This window comes from Planctomycetota bacterium, from assembly GCA_016207825.1.
Taxonomy (GTDB): domain Bacteria; phylum Planctomycetota; class MHYJ01; order JACQXL01; family JACQZI01; genus JACQZI01.
In genome coordinates this window covers 67,862-86,675 of sequence record JACQZI010000027.1, presented here as the reverse complement: position 1 = coordinate 86,675, position 18,814 = coordinate 67,862, and the positions used below count along the sequence as shown (strand labels likewise).

20 protein-coding genes, 6 tRNA genes and 1 pseudogene are annotated in these 18,814 nt (G+C 44.4%); 3 read left to right on the top strand and 24 right to left on the bottom strand.

What is annotated here, in order from left to right; all coding sequences use genetic code 11:
- Positions 1-61: 61 nt before the first annotated feature.
- Positions 62-232 carry a hypothetical protein gene (locus HY811_10135; protein ID MBI4835153.1) on the bottom strand — a complete coding sequence of 57 codons (171 nt, stop codon included), beginning with the start codon at positions 230-232 and terminating at the stop codon, positions 62-64.
- Positions 225-701: a type II toxin-antitoxin system VapC family toxin gene (locus tag HY811_10130; protein MBI4835152.1), complete on the bottom strand. Its 477-nt coding sequence runs from the start codon at positions 699-701 to the stop codon at positions 225-227. The genes HY811_10135 and HY811_10130 overlap by 8 nt, the downstream gene beginning before the upstream one ends.
- A gap of 505 nt (positions 702-1,206) precedes the next feature.
- Here HY811_10130 and HY811_10125 point away from each other — a divergent pair.
- The gene (locus tag HY811_10125) at positions 1,207-1,977 is read left to right on the top strand and encodes a hypothetical protein (GenBank protein MBI4835151.1); all 771 of its coding nucleotides are present in this window, start codon (positions 1,207-1,209) and stop codon (positions 1,975-1,977) included.
- A gap of 168 nt (positions 1,978-2,145) precedes the next feature.
- On the opposite strand, the gene HY811_10120 is transcribed toward HY811_10125, so the two are convergent.
- From HY811_10120 to HY811_10035, 18 genes are all read right to left on the bottom strand, one after another.
- Positions 2,146-3,783, bottom strand: a complete 1,638-nt coding sequence (locus HY811_10120; GenBank protein MBI4835150.1) for a tetratricopeptide repeat protein — start codon at positions 3,781-3,783, stop codon at positions 2,146-2,148.
- Positions 3,784-3,865: 82 nt separating this feature from the next.
- The gene (locus HY811_10115; GenBank protein MBI4835149.1) at positions 3,866-5,296 is read right to left on the bottom strand and encodes a hypothetical protein; all 1,431 of its coding nucleotides are present in this window, start codon (positions 5,294-5,296) and stop codon (positions 3,866-3,868) included.
- A gap of 89 nt (positions 5,297-5,385) precedes the next feature.
- Positions 5,386-5,802 carry a PilZ domain-containing protein gene (locus HY811_10110; GenBank protein ID MBI4835148.1) on the bottom strand — a complete coding sequence of 139 codons (417 nt, stop codon included), beginning with the start codon at positions 5,800-5,802 and terminating at the stop codon, positions 5,386-5,388.
- A 45-nt stretch (positions 5,803-5,847) separates the two neighbouring features.
- A complete protein-coding gene (sppA, locus tag HY811_10105) occupies positions 5,848-6,816 on the bottom strand; it encodes a signal peptide peptidase SppA (protein MBI4835147.1) in 969 nt (322 codons plus the stop codon).
- Positions 6,817-6,842: 26 nt separating this feature from the next.
- Positions 6,843-6,918: transfer RNA gene (locus HY811_10100), tRNA-Pro, on the bottom strand.
- Positions 6,919-7,144: 226 nt separating this feature from the next.
- Complete coding sequence (locus HY811_10095) at positions 7,145-7,525, bottom strand: RidA family protein (GenBank protein MBI4835146.1); 381 nt, start codon at positions 7,523-7,525, stop codon at positions 7,145-7,147.
- A gap of 210 nt (positions 7,526-7,735) precedes the next feature.
- The gene (gene nusG / locus HY811_10090) at positions 7,736-8,269 is read right to left on the bottom strand and encodes a transcription termination/antitermination factor NusG (protein ID MBI4835145.1); all 534 of its coding nucleotides are present in this window, start codon (positions 8,267-8,269) and stop codon (positions 7,736-7,738) included.
- Positions 8,270-8,283: 14 nt separating this feature from the next.
- Entirely contained in the window at positions 8,284-8,733 is a 450-nt protein-coding gene (gene secE / locus HY811_10085) for a preprotein translocase subunit SecE (GenBank protein ID MBI4835144.1), read from the bottom strand.
- A gap of 26 nt (positions 8,734-8,759) precedes the next feature.
- Positions 8,760-8,833, bottom strand: a tRNA-Trp gene (locus tag HY811_10080).
- A 53-nt stretch (positions 8,834-8,886) separates the two neighbouring features.
- Positions 8,887-9,036: a 50S ribosomal protein L33 gene (rpmG, locus tag HY811_10075; GenBank protein ID MBI4835143.1), complete on the bottom strand. Its 150-nt coding sequence runs from the start codon at positions 9,034-9,036 to the stop codon at positions 8,887-8,889.
- A gap of 23 nt (positions 9,037-9,059) precedes the next feature.
- Positions 9,060-10,268 carry an elongation factor Tu gene (tuf, locus tag HY811_10070; GenBank protein MBI4835142.1) on the bottom strand — a complete coding sequence of 403 codons (1,209 nt, stop codon included), beginning with the start codon at positions 10,266-10,268 and terminating at the stop codon, positions 9,060-9,062.
- A 46-nt stretch (positions 10,269-10,314) separates the two neighbouring features.
- Positions 10,315-10,387, bottom strand: a tRNA-Thr gene (locus HY811_10065).
- A gap of 83 nt (positions 10,388-10,470) precedes the next feature.
- A tRNA-Gly gene (locus tag HY811_10060) sits at positions 10,471-10,544 on the bottom strand.
- 71 nt (positions 10,545-10,615) lie between these two features.
- Positions 10,616-10,697: transfer RNA gene (locus tag HY811_10055), tRNA-Tyr, on the bottom strand.
- Between the two features lie 107 nt (positions 10,698-10,804).
- Positions 10,805-10,876 (bottom strand) — tRNA-Thr (locus HY811_10050).
- A 44-nt stretch (positions 10,877-10,920) separates the two neighbouring features.
- A complete protein-coding gene (locus HY811_10045) occupies positions 10,921-13,143 on the bottom strand; it encodes a glycosyltransferase (protein ID MBI4835141.1) in 2,223 nt (740 codons plus the stop codon).
- 132 nt (positions 13,144-13,275) lie between these two features.
- Positions 13,276-14,289, bottom strand: coding sequence for a thioredoxin family protein (locus HY811_10040; protein MBI4835140.1), 1,014 nt, complete (start codon positions 14,287-14,289; stop codon positions 13,276-13,278).
- Positions 14,290-14,374: 85 nt separating this feature from the next.
- Positions 14,375-15,007 carry a class I SAM-dependent methyltransferase gene (locus HY811_10035; protein MBI4835139.1) on the bottom strand — a complete coding sequence of 211 codons (633 nt, stop codon included), beginning with the start codon at positions 15,005-15,007 and terminating at the stop codon, positions 14,375-14,377.
- A gap of 92 nt (positions 15,008-15,099) precedes the next feature.
- Between HY811_10035 and HY811_10030 the strand changes: the two genes are divergently transcribed.
- Positions 15,100-15,957 carry a hypothetical protein gene (locus tag HY811_10030; protein MBI4835138.1) on the top strand — a complete coding sequence of 286 codons (858 nt, stop codon included), beginning with the start codon at positions 15,100-15,102 and terminating at the stop codon, positions 15,955-15,957.
- Between the two features lie 11 nt (positions 15,958-15,968).
- Complete coding sequence (locus tag HY811_10025; GenBank protein MBI4835137.1) at positions 15,969-16,175, top strand: hypothetical protein; 207 nt, start codon at positions 15,969-15,971, stop codon at positions 16,173-16,175.
- 5 nt (positions 16,176-16,180) lie between these two features.
- On the opposite strand, the gene HY811_10020 is transcribed toward HY811_10025, so the two are convergent.
- From HY811_10020 to HY811_10005, 4 genes and pseudogenes are all read right to left on the bottom strand, one after another.
- On the bottom strand, positions 16,181-17,116 hold the full coding sequence (locus HY811_10020; protein MBI4835136.1) for a 2-dehydropantoate 2-reductase: 936 nt from the start codon (positions 17,114-17,116) through the stop codon (positions 16,181-16,183).
- A 52-nt stretch (positions 17,117-17,168) separates the two neighbouring features.
- Positions 17,169-17,559 (bottom strand): annotated as a pseudogene (locus HY811_10015) (GxxExxY protein).
- Positions 17,560-17,588: 29 nt separating this feature from the next.
- Entirely contained in the window at positions 17,589-18,422 is an 834-nt protein-coding gene (gene nadC / locus HY811_10010) for a carboxylating nicotinate-nucleotide diphosphorylase (GenBank protein MBI4835135.1), read from the bottom strand.
- Between the two features lie 4 nt (positions 18,423-18,426).
- A complete protein-coding gene (locus HY811_10005) occupies positions 18,427-18,795 on the bottom strand; it encodes a four helix bundle protein (GenBank protein ID MBI4835134.1) in 369 nt (122 codons plus the stop codon).
- Positions 18,796-18,814: the final 19 nt, after the last annotated feature.

The following is an 18,814-nucleotide window of genomic DNA, read 5'->3' as shown; positions in this document are numbered from 1 at the left end:
ATACAGTTTAAGGAATACCGGTGTGGTTCGGAGTGTCCATTTCAATTATCGTATTCCACCTTTATTTCTTCCGGAATTCATTAGATTTCTTCTGGAAATATTTCTTCAGCGACTGCTCATCCGTGTTTTTTATTTCCGAATAGATTTTAATTCTGGTTTTATGTAATTCCTGAAGCATCGGGTCGTTTGCAAACTCAACTGCCGGGTTTACTTTTTGAAGTGTTTTAGACATATTTTCCTCCTCCTAATTCTTCCGGACTGGCAATATCAATTTCGTTATATCCTTTTACCAGGTTTATCCCCTTAACTTTCCTCCTGGTTTCAAGATTAACCAGGTGGACAAAGTTCCAACTTGCCAGAATATTTATCCCGTTTAATGTGGCAACGGCAATATGAAGCGCATCGTTAAAGTACTCGTCCGGTATAATATCATTTTCAATATACAATTCGGCTAACCCTTTTGCGTTGTCAGGTATTTCCAAAACAGGCAGATTTCCGACTAAATTACGCAGGTTTTCGCGTAAATGCAAATTTTTAGTCGCATTTAACTCGGTTTCCGTTACCTGTGATATATAAACCGTATAATCCCGCTTCATCACTTCGTCCCACCATTTTTGAGTAATCTTTTGACGCGCCGGTTTTTGCTTATCATAATAAGCGCTTGGAACGGATGAATCCAAATATATTTTTAGTTTCGGCATAGTTGTTTACTTTATCAAATCAGCGGAAACATGTCAACTATAATTTTCGGGAAAAAAGGCTGTGATAGGGGGGTAGGTAGGGTATATACCCCCCTACTAAAATCGCCTAATCCCCGTTTTAGCCAGGCGAGACTCCCCTCTCAAACGGCATAAACCGGCGTCTCTTGCCAGCCAGAACCCCCTCCCGTGCCGGCTATTTCCCTCCCCCAAATCAGCCAGACTCCCCTATTAAAAGATTTATTCCCGTCTCTTTGGCAGGCTTAATTCCCCATTGCGAATGGCCAGACCCCTCTCCCAAACGGCTTGTTCCCCTCTCACGAAAAGCCCACCTCCCCCTGCCGGAAAAACGATTTAAGTAAGAAGCAAAATAAGATTAAGAATAAGTGGAAGGATAAAACATTACAATGTTGTCATCTTCGACAAACTCAAGCATTTCTGTTGACAGAACGATACCCAGCTTCTATATTAAACTTCCATTCATTTAATAATTGAAAGGATTCGTTATATGAAAAAGGTTATGCTGCCCGCTTTATTAAGCGGATTGATTATCCTTAACGCCTGCCAGAGTAAACCCACCGCACCCGGCCTGACTTCGGAAGATTACATGATGCACGCCATGCAGGCGCGGGGTTTCCAAATGATAGACGGCGAATGGATGGCGGATGAAGAGTTAAAAGGCTTTAAGCTGGATGAAAACGGGGTTCCCAAGATTTTCTACTCCCAAGCCGCGCCGGTGGGACTCTGCATGAACGCGGCCATAAAATACGACGCCACCCCGGAAGATATTGATAAGCTCAAGAAAGGACTGCAGAGGTTTTCCCAGCTTATCTGGAACGATACCTACGGTAATATGTTCATAAAGAAAGTGATTCTCCTGAATAACGGCGACAAGGCATATCTAACACTCGAAAAGATGGCGCAGAATCAGGGCGGGCATGCCTATTTCGGCGGGCTGATTACCGTCGGCGTGAACCTTTTGGATATCGGCGGGGATAAATCACCCGATATCGGGCTAAGAGTTTTTGGCGCGGGAATCCTCCACGAGTTTAACCACTCCATGTTCCACCTGCCGGACGAGTATCCTTACAAGGGACAGCCGGATAAGCCGGTTAAGAAATGCGTGATGGACCCGCGGAGCCGCATTACACCGCTCTGCGCGGATTGTGAGGTCTTAATCCTGAAACGTTTTCCTTCTTTCAAGTTCCCGGCGGAAGCCGAACGGGCGGCCTGGCCGAAAGCTAATCCCGTCCCGGAAATCTATTTCGTGATTAAATAAGAAAGTTTGCTAAAAACCCATAAGTTCATACGTTGATAAGTTGATTAGACGTGTAATTCCGAGGATGCTCAAGAGAAGAGCCAGGAATATCAGTTTCTTCACACTTTATCTCCTTTTATTCGGCAGACGCTAATAACTGATTGCCGACAACTAATCGCCCCGCAGGGCTCATTCCTTTCTTTTCTTATTTATCATCTCCAGCAGGCTGTTCGCCATTTCTTTATTCAGCTTTTCGAGCGCCTCATATTCCTTTTCCGCTGATTCAATATCGTTTTTGGCCAGGTAAATGCTCCCCAGGTTCATATGGAGCGAATCCATCTTTGGGTCCAGCTTCACGGCCTTTTGGAAGACCGCGATTGCTTCGTCATATTTGCCCATGACGCTATAGACCGCGCCCAGCCCGCAATAGGCCGAAGTGAAATCCGGCTTAAGGCGGATGGCGTTTTCAAACCCTTGGATAGATTCCTTGAACGCGCCCAGCCTGCCGTAGGATAACGCCAGGTAGCGGTAATATTCATGGTTGTTTTTATCGGCAACAACCGCCACTTTGAAAAGGTCGCGCGCCTGCTTGTATTGCCTGGAATCATAATATATCACCCCCAAATGATAGCAGGCGATATCGTCTTTTGGGTTTATTTCTATTGTCCGCTTGAAGCAATCCGCCGCTTCCTTGATATTGCCGGCGTCCTTGTAAATGACGCCGAGATTACAGAGCGCGTCTGAATAATCCGGGTATAACTCGAGCGCTTCCTTGTAATACTTAAGCGCCATATCCGTCTTTTTCATCTTGCCGTAAATAACGCCCAGGGTGTAATACAAGCCGGAAAATTCCGGTTCGAGCTTAATCGCGCCTTCCAGGAGTTCAATCGCCTTTTGGGCGTTGCCGGAGGTATCATAAGAGGCGGCTAAATTCATTATCATCAGGGTATCATCCCGGCGCAATTCCACGGCCCGGCTGAAATGTTTAAAGGCATCTTCTTCTTTACCCAATGCGTCATACACCAACCCGAGATGGAAATATGCCTCTGCGTAATCTTTCCGCAAGCCAAGCGCCTTATTGTAACACTCCATCGCCTGCGGGTAATCCTCCTGCAGCTCATAAGCCTCGCCTTTCCAAAACCAGTATTCCGGGTAATCGCCGGTCAGCACTTCATCCAAAGTTTTTACTTTATCATTGTTTATTTTATCCTTGATAAGGTTTATCGGTATGGCAAAATTACGGCTTTGGACGACATCCGAAGCCTCGGAAACGATGCCGACGACCCGCCCTTCCCTGTCAAAGAGCGGGGAACCGCTGCTCCCGAATGAAGCCCCGGCGTTTATCTGGATGCAATTGGACATCCGGGAAGGGTCATTTATGCGGATTATCTTCCCCTTGGAAAATACATGTTTTTCTTCCATGCCGGGCGAGCCGATGACGTAGACTTCGTCATCTTTGCCCAGCTTATCCGAATCGCCCAATACCACGCAGGGCAGATTTTGGGCGTCTATTTTCAGGACAGCCAAATCCTTGGTAGCATCGGCAAAGACGACACCTTTGGCTTTATATACGCTGCCGTCGATTGCCTTGGCTTTTATGGATTTTGCCTCGCTTATCACATGGAAATTAGTCGCGACCAGGCCGTCCTCTTTCACGATAAAGCCGGTCCCTTTGCCGATAAAGGTGTCTTCCCCGTCATAGACCATTATAATCACGACGCATCTGTCGTTTTCCTCTTTGGTGATTTTTTCCTGTCCGATTGCGTCAGCCGCCATTGCCAAAACCAGCAAAAACACCGGTAGCATCTTAAAAAGCCTTGTCATCATGTTGCATCCTTTACGATTTGATTGTTTATTTCGCGCTTAATCCACCAATCAACTTTGTATTCCCGAACGGTTTTTATTCCCTTTAATCTTTCTTCAGAGGGGTTTTCCATAACTTTACCGTTTCGGACGGTATGTTTTCCATGGATATCCATTTATTGTTTTCCAATGCCATAATAACCGTAAACTTGCCGTCCGGGCTGTTCCATGTCACGGATTGTTTGGTTGAATCATCGCTTTTCTTCCAGTCAGGATTTTTCTCAACCACGATTTTTTGATACGCTTCAAAAGAATCCGCGGCGTCGTTATTGGTGTCCCAAACCGTGGAAAAATACAGCGCGTAATTATCACTCTCCTTGTTTTTGAGCAGGAAATACTTGTCTCCGTCCCATCCATCGGCGGCTTTGGCTGGGTCTTTAATCCCATAAACATCATAAAGCGTCCAGAAGCCGAATTCGCCGAGATTATCGGAATACGCCACTTCCCAAGATTCAGGCAATTCCGGCTGAGTAACCGCTGTCGGTTCGTCTTTTTCCGTTAACAGTTTAGCCGGATGAAAGATCTGCTCGGTAGAAACTAATTTTGCGCTATAAGCAATATCCACATTTTGCCAACCTCCGGTATAATCTTGTTTCTGGTTTTTGAGTTTAAGGCCGATGATTTCCGCGATGTTTGCCACGCCGGAAACATACGGGGCGCTAAGTTCCCAATAAAGAAAAGGAGGAGCGGTTTTGGCGCCATCCAGGCTTGCTTTTATTGCCGGATAGTCCCCGCTTAACTGGCCCATCTCTGCATCGTTCTGTTTTAACACGGCCTCCCGGCTCATGGATTTTAAAAGCATAAACTGCTGGAGTATCATCGGGTCATCCGATTTCATATCCATTCCCATGCCGGAAAGCATTTCTTTGGCCGCATAAAAATTCCCCACATAGCTTGCCTCGCCTTCATAAAGGAATCGCATGGCTGCCGAATAATCGTAGTCTCCCATGGAATCTTTCATGATTTTCGTAAGGTCAAAATACTGGTCCTGCAGTGCATGGCAAAGCTCATGGACTATCGCCATTTTAACGATAGAAGGCGGGAGGGCATCCGTTTTAATCAGATAAACCGTTTTGGTTTTATTATCATAATACGCACCGGCCTGGCTGACCACAAGATTTTCTAATCCTTTTCGTAAATCATAATCTTTAGGGATCAGCCCCAATTTTGACCAGGCGGCCTGGATTAACTGCGCCTTTTCTTTCGGGAGCTCCTCATCCAATCCCGCCTTAACGAATTGCTTAAATTCATCCATGGACTGGTTTTTTACCGTAGTATCGGCCTTGAATTTCTTACCCCTAATATCTTCCACTTCTTTCTGGTATATTTTGATGTCTTTTATGATTCGCTCCGCGGTAATCACTTCCGCCTTATCCTTTTTTCCCTGCGCCAGTATCGTGTGAACACCACCTATAGTTAATGATATGCTTACTGCAATTAAAGCCAGCAGGTTAAATTTCCATTTATTTATTTTCATTTTCCATCCTTTCTTTAAGTGCTTCCACGGCAAAACCTATTATATTTTGCATTGTACCGGGAAACATCCGAACCTTACTCTTAATTTTATTATATCTTATCCGCTTTTTTCAGGTGTATCGACTCGGCGTAATGGACCTTTTCCAGAACGGCGCCATCAAGGATGGATTTCAATCTGGATTTATCCGGCAGCGCCAGCGAGGTAAACTTCACGCCGACCACATTAATACGCAGTTCCGGGGCGGCCCTTAACCAGACCACCTCGCCTTTGACAGGGATAATTTGATCATAGAGATGCGGCGCGCTAATCTGCAGCTGGAGATGGGTGCCTTCCTTAAACTCTTCCTTGGTAACAAACTGCATGCCGGCGGTCGACATATCGAGCACGATGTATTTTCGGGAAAGAGAGCGAAAGAGGCTGAAGAAACTATCCGGCTTATACTGCACAGCCGAGCCCTTAACCCCATAGCGTTTGTATTTCCTGTGTTCGGTTCCATTTGACGGCATATTCGCCTCCTTTTCAAAATAAGCGGAATACCTGATACTCTAATCTTATTCTGCACCCGGAAGCCAGAGATACATAAAGCGTGTTGTCGTATTTTGCAGGAGTATCTGCTTGAGCTGGGCGATATCACTGTTTGATTGTATGCTGAAGGCGCTTTCCAACGCGCCCCTGGGCTTTTTATAGGTAACCACTTTGGCATCGGTAATCCCGGCAAGAGACTCGGCCTTGGTAACGGCATCTTCCTGGTAGCCGATAGCATCCACCAATTTATTATCCAACGCCTGGCGTCCCGTATAAACCCTGCCGTCGGCAAGTTCTTTCACCTTTTCAAGCGAAAGCTCTTTGCGGTTTTCATCTACGATATTGACAAACCCGGCATACATTTCCTTTATGATATTCATGAAGAATTCCTTTTCCTGCGGTTTCATCATGCGGAAAGGCGAACCGGAATCTTTCATCTCCCCGGATTTTATCACGATGACCTCTGTCTTTGCCCATTGCAGGAGGTCTTCCAGTGTAACGAATATGGAAATGACTCCGATACTGCCGGTGATAGTCGTGGGATGGGCAATGATATAATCCGAAGACATGGAAATATAATATCCGCCTGAAGCGGCGGTATCTTTCATCAGGGTAACAACGGGGATATTGTTATGGCTTTTCTTAAATTCCTTAAGGCATTTGTAAATGCGGTCGCTGGCCGTTACCCCGCCGCCGGGAGAATCCACGGAAAGTATGATGGCTTTAATATTATCGTCATTGGTGGCTTTGTTCAGGATTTCCATAATTTTTACCGGCGTGACGCAATTGCGCGGGGCGTCGTCTTCTTCGCCGAGGATGGTGCCGTGGATGGGGATGATAAGTATTTTTTCCTTGCCCTTTTGGTTGCCGGAAACGAAGACCTCTTCTAAATCTTCTTTTGGCTTCAAGTCCATGGTCATGAAAACGCATCCGTTTACCATGAGAACCGTTATGAATAAAAAGGCGAGAATAAAAATGGTTTGCCAAGCTTTCATATACTCTCCTTCTTTTATATTTAAAATCGGGGCGGCTGGACTTGAACCAGTGACCTCTGCGTCCCGAACGCAGCGCTCTAAGCCAAACTGAGCTACGCCCCGATTATCATTAACTACTAACCAATTACTTCTATTAAACCTCTTTAAACCCAGTGACCTCCCCGATGCCTATCGGGACGCTCATTATCAAACTGAGCTACGCCCCGTTAGAGATTGCCGTTCAACCCGGGGAAACCGAAAATATATTATTTTTCAAAGACAGCCCCCATTTAGAGAGTAAACATCCTTTTTTCCAAATCTCTAACGGGGCAAGCCCCTACAAGATTATTTATTCAATAAAAGCAACGGCATCGATTTCGACATCCACGTCTTTGGGCAACCGGCTGACTTCGACAGTCGCCCTTGCCGGTGGATTGGAAACAAAGTATTTTCCGTAGACTTCATTCACCTTGGCGAAATCACCCATGTTTTTCAGGTAAATGGTGGTTTTTACGATGGAATCCATGCTGCCGCCGGCTTTTTCCATGACGGCTTTCAGGTTATTCATGACCTGCTCGGTCTGCTGGGTAATGCCGGCCTTAACCAATTCGTTAGTCAACGGATTAATCGGTATCTGCCCGGAGGCAAAGAGGAACTGCCCTGCCACAACCGCTTGTGAATAAGGGCCGATTGCTTTTGGGGCTGAATCCGTGGAAATAATTTTCTTCATACGCAATATCTTATATTATTTTAGAATGGGGTCAAGGAAAATTCGTTGCCATCCCATTCCTTTAGTCAGGGACTCCCAATAATCGGCTACCCCTAGGTTTTAACATAATTGGGTGTCCTCGTCAGAGGGGTATCCCCGTAGCGGAGCGGGGCGAAGATACTAAGAATAAATCAGTCTTTTGAGGATAAGTGAAAGAATGAAGATTTGAACCTAAATCGCTTCCAGCTGCCAGTATTCCAGTTCGACCTCGGTAGAACGACCGAAAATAGTCACGAGCACCTTAACCAAGCCCTTGGAAGGAATAACTTCCTCCACGACCCCTTCGAGGTTTTCAAAAGCGCCTTCTTTTATGCGGACGTTATCGTTCTTCTTAAATGCTATTTTTATCTTGGGGCTTTCGCCTGATTCGACCGCATGTTCGAGCATGAGCATTTTTTCCACTTCGTGCTTCTGCAAGGGTACCGGGTTCTTGGAGCCGACGAAATCACCGATTCCCGGGGTTTCGCGGATAGCCACCTTAGTCTGGTCATTCAATTCCATTTCGACCATGATGTAACCGGGGTAAAGCTTACGACCGACGACTTTTTTCTTGCCGCCGCGTATTTCGGAAACCTTTTCCACGGGAACGAGTATGCGAGCAACGAATGAATCCAATCCTTTTTCCTTGATCTGCTTTTCCAGCATGGTTTTAAGGAATTCTTCCCTGCCGGTTTGAACCCTGACGACATACCACTTTTTATCCACTCTTCGTTTCTCCTTTAATATATCCTGATGAGTTTCATCAACTGCAAAAATATCCAATCCGCCGAGACCAGGAAAAGGCCCAAGACGACCACGGAAATAATTACGGCAACCGATGAGCCGGTATATTGCTGGCGGGAGGGCCAGGAAACCTTCTTAAGCTCGGCTTCGGATTCTATCAGGAATTCAGCGGTTTTCGGCTTATTTAAAACGACAAGATACACAAAGAAGCATGTGCCCAGGCATAAAAGAGCGGAAATAATCATACCGTAATTAATCCCGAAATCGAAGAACGGTATTTTAGTAAGAATGGTTCCCCAAAAAGTATAATTTCCATTTGCGGTATTTATGGGTGGGACAAAACGATAAAGCGAATAATATCCGTAACACACCATCAGGAACAAGCAGATAGCGGTCACGATGCGGATAACCTTACCCTGTTCTTTTTTATAATATTTTAATCCCATATTTTTTCAATATGAATTAATTTATTCAGGTCTGGAGGGATTCGAACCCCCAACATCCGGTTTTGGAGACCGGCGCTCTACCAATTGGAGCTACAGACCTATTTTAAGATTAAAGAGAATCACAAATAAATCTGCTACCGGATGAAGCCAGAACTATTTTTTTCTTTCTTTATGCACGGTATGACTGCGGCAAATTCGGCAGAATTTTTTCAATTCCAGCTTGCCCGTCTTTTTAGAGTTTTTAGTGACCCGGTAATAACGGTCTCCGCATTTGGTGCATTCCAAAAAAATACCTTCACGCATAGTTATAAACGTTCCTGGTTGTTTTAGGCAAGGACTTTAGTCACCACGCCTGCACCAACCGTTTTACCGCCTTCACGAATAGCGAAACGCAGTTTTTCTTCCATGGCAACCGGCACCTGCAACTCCACTACCATCTTGACGTTGTCGCCCGGCATGACCATTTCCACGCCCTGGGGCAATTCAACCTTGCCGGTAACGTCGGTCGTCCGGAAATAGAACTGGGGCCGATAGCCCGCAAAGAATGGGGTATGGCGTCCGCCTTCTTCCTTGGAAAGAATATAAATTTCCGATTCGAATTTAGTATGCGGGGTAATGCTTCCCGGAGCCGCCACGACCATGCCTCTTTCGAGCTCGGCCTTTTCAACGCCGCGCAGGAGGATACCGACATTGTCGCCGGTGATGCCTTCATCGAGTTCTTTATTGAACATTTCCACGCCGGTTACGACGCTTTTCTTGATTTCCTTGGAAAAGCCGATGATATCAACCGCTTCGCCGACTTTAATCTTACCGCGTTCGACACGGCCGGTGCCAACGGTGCCTCTTCCTTTAATGCTGAAGACGTCTTCAATCTGCATAAGGAACGGCTTCTCGACTTCGCGGACGGGCAGCGGAATATAGCTATCCAGCGCATCCATCAGCTTCCAAATCTGGCCGCACCACTGGCAATCGCGCTTGGCGCAGAGGCATTCCAGGGCTTTCAAGGCCGCGCCGCGGACAACCGGTGTCTGGTCGCCCGGGAAATTATACTTATTCAAGAGTTCCCTGATTTCCACTTCAACCAGGTCCAAGAGTTCAGGGTCTGTCACTAAATCAGTCTTGGAAAGGAATACCACGATTGCCGGGACCTGCACCTGGCGGGCCAAGAGGACGTGTTCCTTGGTCTGGGGCATCGGGCCGTCAGCCGCGGAAACAACGAGAATCGCGCCATCCATCTGGGCGGCGCCGGTAATCATGTTCTTAATGTAATCAGCATGCCCGGGGCAATCGATGTGGGCATAATGACGCTTTTCAGTCTGGTACTCCACGTGGGCGACCATGATGGTAAGGATTTTGGTTTCGCCGCGCTGCTCGCCGCCTTTTGCGATTTCAGCATAGCTTTTTGCCTTTGACATATTGGCTTTGGCTAAAACATTGGTGATCGTGCTAGTTAAAATCGTCTTGCCATGGTCAATGTGCCCGATAGTCCCTACGTTCAGGTGCGGTTTAGTTCGTTGGAATTTTTCCTTTGCCATTTTTAAATCCTCCTAATAATTTGTTTTTCAATTAGCTCTTATACCAAGCTGTTGATGGGACTTGAACCCATGACCTCGTCCTTACCAAGGACGTGCTCTACCAGCTGAGCTACAACAGCGTGTAAATAACAGAATTAAGAAGTATATTTATTTTAAGCAAAAGTGTCAAGATAAATATTATAATTTAGTTATAAATTTCTTCTGGAGCGGGCGATGGGAATCGAACCCACGTGACCAGCTTGGAAGGCTGGAGCTTTACCATTAAGCAACGCCCGCAATCTTCACCTGACAACTCGTAACGGAAAAAAAGTTTCGAGTTATGAATTATTTTATTATTAGTTAAATATTGGGCAGGGAGGGATTTGAACCCCCGAAGGCATCGCCAACAGATTTACAGTCTGTCCCCTTTGACCACTTGGGTACCTGCCCGTTAAAAGAGTAACCAGTAAGCAGTAATTAGTAATCAGCTTTATATCCGCCCCAAAGGAAAAACACACTGTTTACTGACTACTGTTTTCTGCCAGCTTCTTTATCAAAGCTGGGAGCGGGATTCGCACCCGCAACCACCGGTTTACAAAACCGGTGCTCTACTGTTGAGCTATCCCAGCCCCGTTATCCCGTCTTGGCGGAATAACGGGAACGGGATAAAAGCTCACTTTATACCAATATTATTTATTCCTGTCAATCTTTCTTGAATCTTTGGATTGACGAAGAACCCGGAAACATAGCGATTTAGGTTTATCGGCTCGAAGACGATTATTCCTTTATTAAAACTCTTTTTATCCTTTATCAACGCAACCGGAAGTGCCGGCACGGTATAAATCCTCAATAAAGCATTCAGATTTTGCCATATATTTTTTGCTGTTTTGTAATGGGGGAACGCTTTTGCCGACAACCCAACGACTTCTTTATTTCCCCTGATAAACATAAAAGGGCCGAAAACGGTATTCCCCTCTTTTATTCGCCGAAGCAAAGCAATAATTTCGCTTTCGTTAAAACCCGGCCTCATATTCTCCGGATATTTCTTACGGTAGAATACCGTGAACTCTTTGGTGTTATGCCTTCCGATACGGCTGCTTTCCAAAAGGCTTACTTTTTCCGCCCATAAATAATCTTTTAGCTTGTTATTATCATACTCTTTTTTAATCTGTTTTATCCATGTTTTGATTATTGTTTTATTATCCGTATTAAGATAGCCCTTTAAAAATGTCAGGCGGTCCGTATTGTTAATCCCTACGCTTAAACGGCTCAGTTTTGCCAGACTGTGTATTTGCTGGTTAAGCAAAAGCTTTTTAAGTATTTTTACCCTTTCAAAATCCACCAGGAAAAGATAGAACTCTGCGTCTCCCCCTTTAAACTGCAGGACAATATTGTTAGGGTCAAAATCATCTTGCAGGATTCCACGCTGATGTATCTTGCCTGCCATCTGTCCCCAAGCCTTAACCACCCTTCTCCTTATGTTCTGATTATACGGCAGGTATGCCGCAAGCGGATGGCGCGAAAGGTAGTTGTTTAATCCGCAGGCATTTTCAAGTTCTCTCGTTACCGCGATATAATACTTCGGCGTCCATGGCAATTTGTCGTTAAATCCGACGGCCACGGGAACGACATTGGGAATGCCAAGATAAGAAATCTTCCTGGCAAGAACCAAATCCCTCATTGCTTTATCTCCGCTTACCCTGTTTTTCAGCCAACTGAAAGGATGAATATCCTTATACATTTTTATAAGGTAACTGCGCCCCAAGGGGGTTTTAAATCTTACCAGCCTTTTTAGCCTGGTCTCTTTCAGCAATGTGCTTTCAAACCCCTGTTTGTAAGGCATCCGGTTTATATCAAGCTCTACCGGCAAATCATCCGTATCCAGATAGACATCCTGGATAACCCACTTAATAGGCACGGTTTTGGGCATTTGCTTAAGTTTTTCGCTGATTCCTTTCAGGCTCATCTCTTCAGGGCACCATAAAAGATGCCAAAGGAAAAGATAAGAATATGTATAGCATTGAATTCTTACATGTTTAACCAGCCCGATGGTAAAGACACACCCTATAAAGGTAAAAACAGACTGGCATAATAAACGGAAAGGATAAGTGATCCTGATTATCCGGTAAACAGAAAGAGAACTATTCTTGCGAAAATATTTGTAAAGAGACACGAGATATTCCACTTTTGCCGGTATCAGGGTCTGTTTTTTAGTTTCGCCCTGGAAATGGAACACCTTGGCTTGAGGGATAACCATTACTTTCAGACCAGCTTTGCGCATCCTGAGGCATAAATCTGTTTCTTCCAGGAAAACGAAATAATCCTGGTCAAACCAGCCTGTCTTGTCCAACGCCGAAGGCCGGATTATCATGCAGGCGCCGACCAGCGATTCCACTTCAAAAGGGATACCCTCATCACGGGCGATATTTTTACCAGCATAGCTGGATGGGAATAGCAACCGTAACACGCTTTTATTGAACAAGGTGGAAATAATTCCGGGGAAATTATCGAATGAGTTTTGCGGCTCTCCGTTTTCTTTAACCAACTGCGCGCCGGCCATACCGACGGACAGGTTTTCATCCATAAACCGGACCATTTTCTCCAAAGCGCCCGGGGTAAGCTGCGTATCGCTGTTAAGGCTCAGGTAATAACGTCCTTTTGCCTCCTTCAAACCCTGATTTACCGCATAGGCAAAACCGACGTTGGATTCATTTTCCAGTATTTTTACCTGCGGATGCTTTTCCTTTATCGCCTGAACGCTGCCATCCGTGGAATTATTATCCACCACTATTATTTCACAGGTAATTTCTTTAACATTATTTGCGATTGATGACAAGCACTCTAAAACAGAATCCCGGGTATTGCGGTTTATAATGACAACAGATAAATCAAGCATAGATTTATTTATGCCAAAGGAAACTTCTAAAAAGAGGCTGGTGCCCTTAAAGATTTCCCGCATCTGGCGGGAGCGTCTTTAAAGGCGCACCTTTAATGACTATCGGTAATGCGGATATATCCTATTGAGAATTTATTTATTAAACTTTTCCTTTAATATACCTTTAATCTGGCTGGCAAGCTCTGAATCAGGGGCGGCATTTAAGGCGTTTTCCAAATCCTTAATGCACGCTTCGTTATTCTTAAGCTGATAATCTATTCCGGCAATCTCAAAATAAACCTTTTGCGCAATTTTCCCTTTTTTGTTGTCTTTAATAAGCTCGTTCAAAGCCTTTTTTGCGCCTTCGAAATCAGGTTTCTGCCCTTGGAGGTATTTCGCTTCTATTTCCTCTATCTTAAAATCCATTTTTATACTAGAGGCTTCACCTTCGCTTAATTTTTCCACTTCATTCAGATACGCATTACTCTTATCGGGTTCCCCTGCTTTGCGGTAATAATATGTAAGTTCTACGGAATATTTAAGTTTCATCCCGTTTTTATTGTCCGAATCCAGGCCGACAATTTCTTCTTTTGTCTCAACATAAGCCCCATCAACACCCCACTCCTTAAGCTTGCCTATAAGCTCATCCAGCAATTTAAGGCTTTCTTCTTTTTCTGCTTTCTTTATTTCGGACATTATATTATCTCTTGTTTCTTTTTGCTTGGAAAGCTCGCCCAAGTGCTTGAGATAATTTTCCGGCCCGCCCTTCTGGTAACCGGTCTTGGCATAGGGTTTGCCATCCGAATCAACCAGGAAAATAGTCGGGAAGCCTTCTACACCGAACAGTTTCATTAACTTATCATTAGCTTTCTTTTCATCTTCAGGCATTTGCTTGTTGCGGGGGAAATCCAGGCTGACCATAACATATTTTTTGGAACCTTCTTTTTTCCACTTATCGGTTGAAAACACTTCTTCATGCAACTGGATGCACCAGCCGCACCAATCAGAGCCGGTAAAATCAACGATGATGTCTTTCTTCTCCTTCTTGGCAATTTCCTTGCCTTTATCAAACGAAGTAAGCCACCCGTCTCCGGCAAAAAGCGCGGATTGCGTTACGCAAATTAGTAACGCAGCGATTATTCCGCCGATAACGCTTTTCTTCACCATATTAATCTCCTTTACATATTTAATGTTGAGTTTAGATTTTAGGTTATTCCCATAGTAAGTCAAATAAAATAACTTATAAACATAGTCATTTTTTAATCCTGAGCGAAGCGGCCAACCGCGTTTTGTCAAAGTCGTAAAAAGCGATTTCTTCATTGCTGTAAGGCTTAAGCAGGTTTTTCAGGCTGTCTGTAGTATACTCCCTAACATGATAAGGGCTCGGCAGCATATCTTCTTTGGGAACCGTAATCACTAATAAACCGTTTGGTTTTAATATCCGACAGGCCTCGCGCAAAGATTTATGCTCATCCGGCAGATGTTCCAAAATCTGGCCGAGATAAACCGTATCAAACGAATTATCCTTAAAAGGCGTGCGAAACACATCGCTTACCGCAAACCGGACTTTCTTAAACCCAAGCCGTTTCTTTTCGCTTTGGGCAAATGAAACCGCCTCAACAGATATATCAATTCCTACAGCCGGTTTATTACTTAAAGCATTATACAACGCGGTAGCGCCCCCCAGCCCGGAGCCGATATCGCAAAAATCGCCTTCTGATATGGATGCCACGCCCAGATGGTATTTACGCGCCGGGAACCGTTTAAGCATGAAACGCGGAAATAATTTCGCCAGCACCGCATAGCGCTTGCGGCGGAACCAGCCGAAACGCTTGCCTTTTACTCCAATATGCTTTTGCCAGAAATCATTGTAATCTGATTGCATTATTTTCAATTAATCATTAATATATCAGAAACTCAAAGTAATTCTATAAATTTCTCTGGACACTCCGGTAATTTCTGGTAAAATATTGGCGTATGAACTACTATGATTTTCTTTCCTCTATTGCGCGGGGCAAATTACCGGCGCGGCCCGTATTCATGTTCAGCGGAACGGAAGATTTCCTGAAAGATAAAGGAATTGAGGCCATAAAATCTCTTTATCCTGATATGGACATCGCATCGTTTTTCAGGCAGGAAAATTATACATCAGCTAATCTACTCACCGAACTCTGCGCACTGCCTTTCTTCGCTAAAAAGAAGCTGGTCGTGCTTGAGCTGTCCGGCGACCCCAAATTCCGTGAGGAGGTAAAAACCACCCTGGACACATACCTCAAACAACCGTCTGGTTATATTATCTTGATTATCAAAACCAATACGGCTTTGAATCTGCCGGAAAAAACGGTTTTGCAAATAGAATGCCAATCTATCCCGGATTATGAACTGCCTAAATGGATTATTTTACAAGTATCCGGTTACGGCAAATCAATGGCGCGTTCAACCGCAAAATTAATTTCCGAATATACCGGAAACAATCTTACGCTCATCGACGATACTCTTAAAAAAATAATTCTCTTTGCCGGCACCCGCGCAACTATCGAAGAAAACGATATCCTGGGCTTAGTGGATTCCGGGATAGAAGGTGATATTAAAAAACTCGTCTCTCACATCAGAAACGGGCAAACGGAATCTGCCCTGGCGGAGCTGGACAGGCTTTTAGCTCTGGGTGAATCATCCGAAAGGATTATCGGTTTCCTCGGATGGCACTATAAAACAAATCCCAGTAAGAACCAGAAGGATAAAATCGCAAAGCTCATTCAAACGGATAAGGTAATCAAAACCAGCGTGATGCCAGACGATCTTGCTTTAAAAACATTGATTGTTAACTTAATATAGGAGAAAAAAATATGGTCACTTTCTGTATGCGTTGCGGAGTAAGCCTGCCGCCTTTTGCCATTACGGTTATTAAAGATGGCAAAGAATTACCGAGCAAACATTACACCTGTCCTTCCTGCGGCAAAAGCGCCGGTTCAAAGGAAGACCCCGCGGAAGAAAATAACGATATCGGCGAGAACGGATTGATTATCAAGAACGGAAAAGCGGAAAAGGCCTAAGCGGATTACTTGCCGAGGTTTCTGACTTCCATTCCTTTGATGATATTCGTAATCGTTTCGTTATAGGGCGTTTTAATGCCTTTAACCTGCCCGTAATCCACGATTTTCTTATTGATAAAATCTATCTCCGTCGCGCGCTTGGCCTCTATATCGATATGCATCGAGGTCTTGTGATGCCCGGCGTTTTTTAGATATCCGATGCAATGCTCAAAGAACTTCTCCCCGTAATCATAGCTCAATGCTTTGGCGACAACAATCCCTTCCTTCAGAACCTCTTCGACCAGGCGGTAGGTTCCCGGGAAATCCATCGCCTGCTTCATGGTCATTCCGGTAATCGCGCAAAGCGGACTTAACGCGGCGTTCAAAATCACCTTTTCCCATTCGTATTTCTTTATATCGCTGACAAATTCCGTATCCAAATTCGCCTTTGTCATAAGACCGGCAATTTCCTTTGCCTTGCCCTCACCCCTAGAATTAAATGAACCGATATAATTGGGCTTATTAAAGAAAGACATCTTGACCTCGCCCGGCGCGATGAGATTCCCCGCATAGTTAATCACCACGCGTATTACTTTATCTCCTCCGGCGATATCAGCCAGGTCTTTTTCCACTTCAAGCCCGTTCTGGAAGCTTACCCAGGTAATAGTTTGGAGTTCTGAATTAAGAGTTCGTAGTTCCGAAGCAATGATTTTCACGACCGGCGCTTTCAGGCAGATAAATATAATTTCCGGTTTGAATGATTTCAGCTCGCCTGCTTTGAGGTAAGTCCCGGCTATTTTGGCTTTAATTTCCGTCACGCCGGAAATAACAAGTCCTTTTGCTTTAACGGCATCAAGGTGATCCTTAAGAATATCGACAAAGGCGATTTCGTGTCCGCCCTTTGCCAGATACCCGCCCAGAATCGAACCGATTGGCCCGGCACCGATAACCGCCATTTTCATAATATAATTCTCCTTTTACGCCACTAAGACACAAAGACACCAAGAAAACCTTTTATAGAATAATCCGATTAATTCCGTCTTTAATAACAGGCACATTAAAATTAATAATAAATTCCAGCCTTTTACCTGTAAGTTTTAAGTAACTTAATAATTGCGCTTCCCAAACCGGATTCACAATGTCCACCGCTTTAAGCTCACAAATCACTGAATCTTCAACAAAACATCTAACCGCAATCCTTCATCAAAAGTCACTCCATCATAAACAATGGGCAAATCCACCTGTCTTTTATATGAAAGTCCTCTTTTGAGAGTTCACAACAGAAACAGGTTTCATAAACCTTTTCTAACAATCCAGGCCCAAGATTTTTATGCAGCACATAAGCGGCATCGACAATTTTCTTTCCGATTTCCTCTTCTTTATCAGATAATGACTTAAAATTCATTTGTGCCTTAGTGCCTTTGTGGCTAATATTTAATCAGCTAAAATCTTCATCGATATATCCACGGCCGGCGCGGAATGCGTCAAGGCGCCCACTGAAATAAAATCAACACCTGTCCGGGCAAAGCTTTCCACATTATCCAAGTTGACTCCGCCGGAAATTTCCAATTTGACGTTACGATTAAACTTATTCCGTAACTTCACCGCCTGCTTTATATTACCCGTTTTCATATTATCGAGCATAATAATATCAGGCTTTAATTTAATCGCCAAACTGAATTCTCCCAGGTTCCTCGCTTCTATCTCGACCGGAACTGATTTCATTTTCGGCAGCCTAATCTTATTTATCCCGCCCGCGATATCAATATGGTTATTCTTTATCAATATGGCATCATATAATCCCTTGCGGTGGTTGATTCCACCGCCTGTTTTCACCGCATATTTATCCAGCATGCGCCAGCCCGGAACGGTTTTCCTGGTATCCAGTATTTTCACCTTATATTTATTAGCCTTATTAACAAATTTATCGGTCAGCGTGGCAATACCGGAAAGCCGCTGGAGGAAATTAAGAACCGTGCGTTCACCGGTCAGAATTGGCCGGGCAGGTCCTTTTAGCGCTGCTAAGACTTTCCCCTTTTTTGCCAGTTTTCCATCCTGTGTTTTCAGGGAAATCTTTATATTACCGGATATCTTTTTATATATCTTATTAATCAAAGGCAGTCCGCATATGATACAATCTTCCCTGGCGATGATAAACGCTTTTACTTTCTTGCCAGCTGGGATGACAGATTTGCTTGTAATATCCCCCTTGCCGATATCTTCGTTGAGAGCAAGTTTGATTAAGTTTATAGTGTTTTTAGAGTTCATAGAGTTATTGGGTCTTTATAAGATACCGTCCAAAGGATGTAAGCATCTTAGATATTTCATCCGCCCTATCATATAATCCGGAAAATTTATCTTTTGTAATATACCCCTGATCTAAAGCAATGTACAAAGCGGATTGGACCTCCGCGCATGAGCCGTGCGCCTGGACAAGAAACCGGGCAAATTCTTTATTGGTCTTGCGGGCAAATCCTTCGGCAATATTAAGCATTACGGAAACGGATGCCCTGCGTATCTGATCTCTTAACCCAAAATCTTTGGCGAACAATCCTGTTGATGTGCTTTTATAAATCTCGTTGACTAATTCACGCGCTTTTTGCCATGCTTTAATATCTTCAAACCGTTGAATTGATCCCATATTGACTCTAAAAACTCTC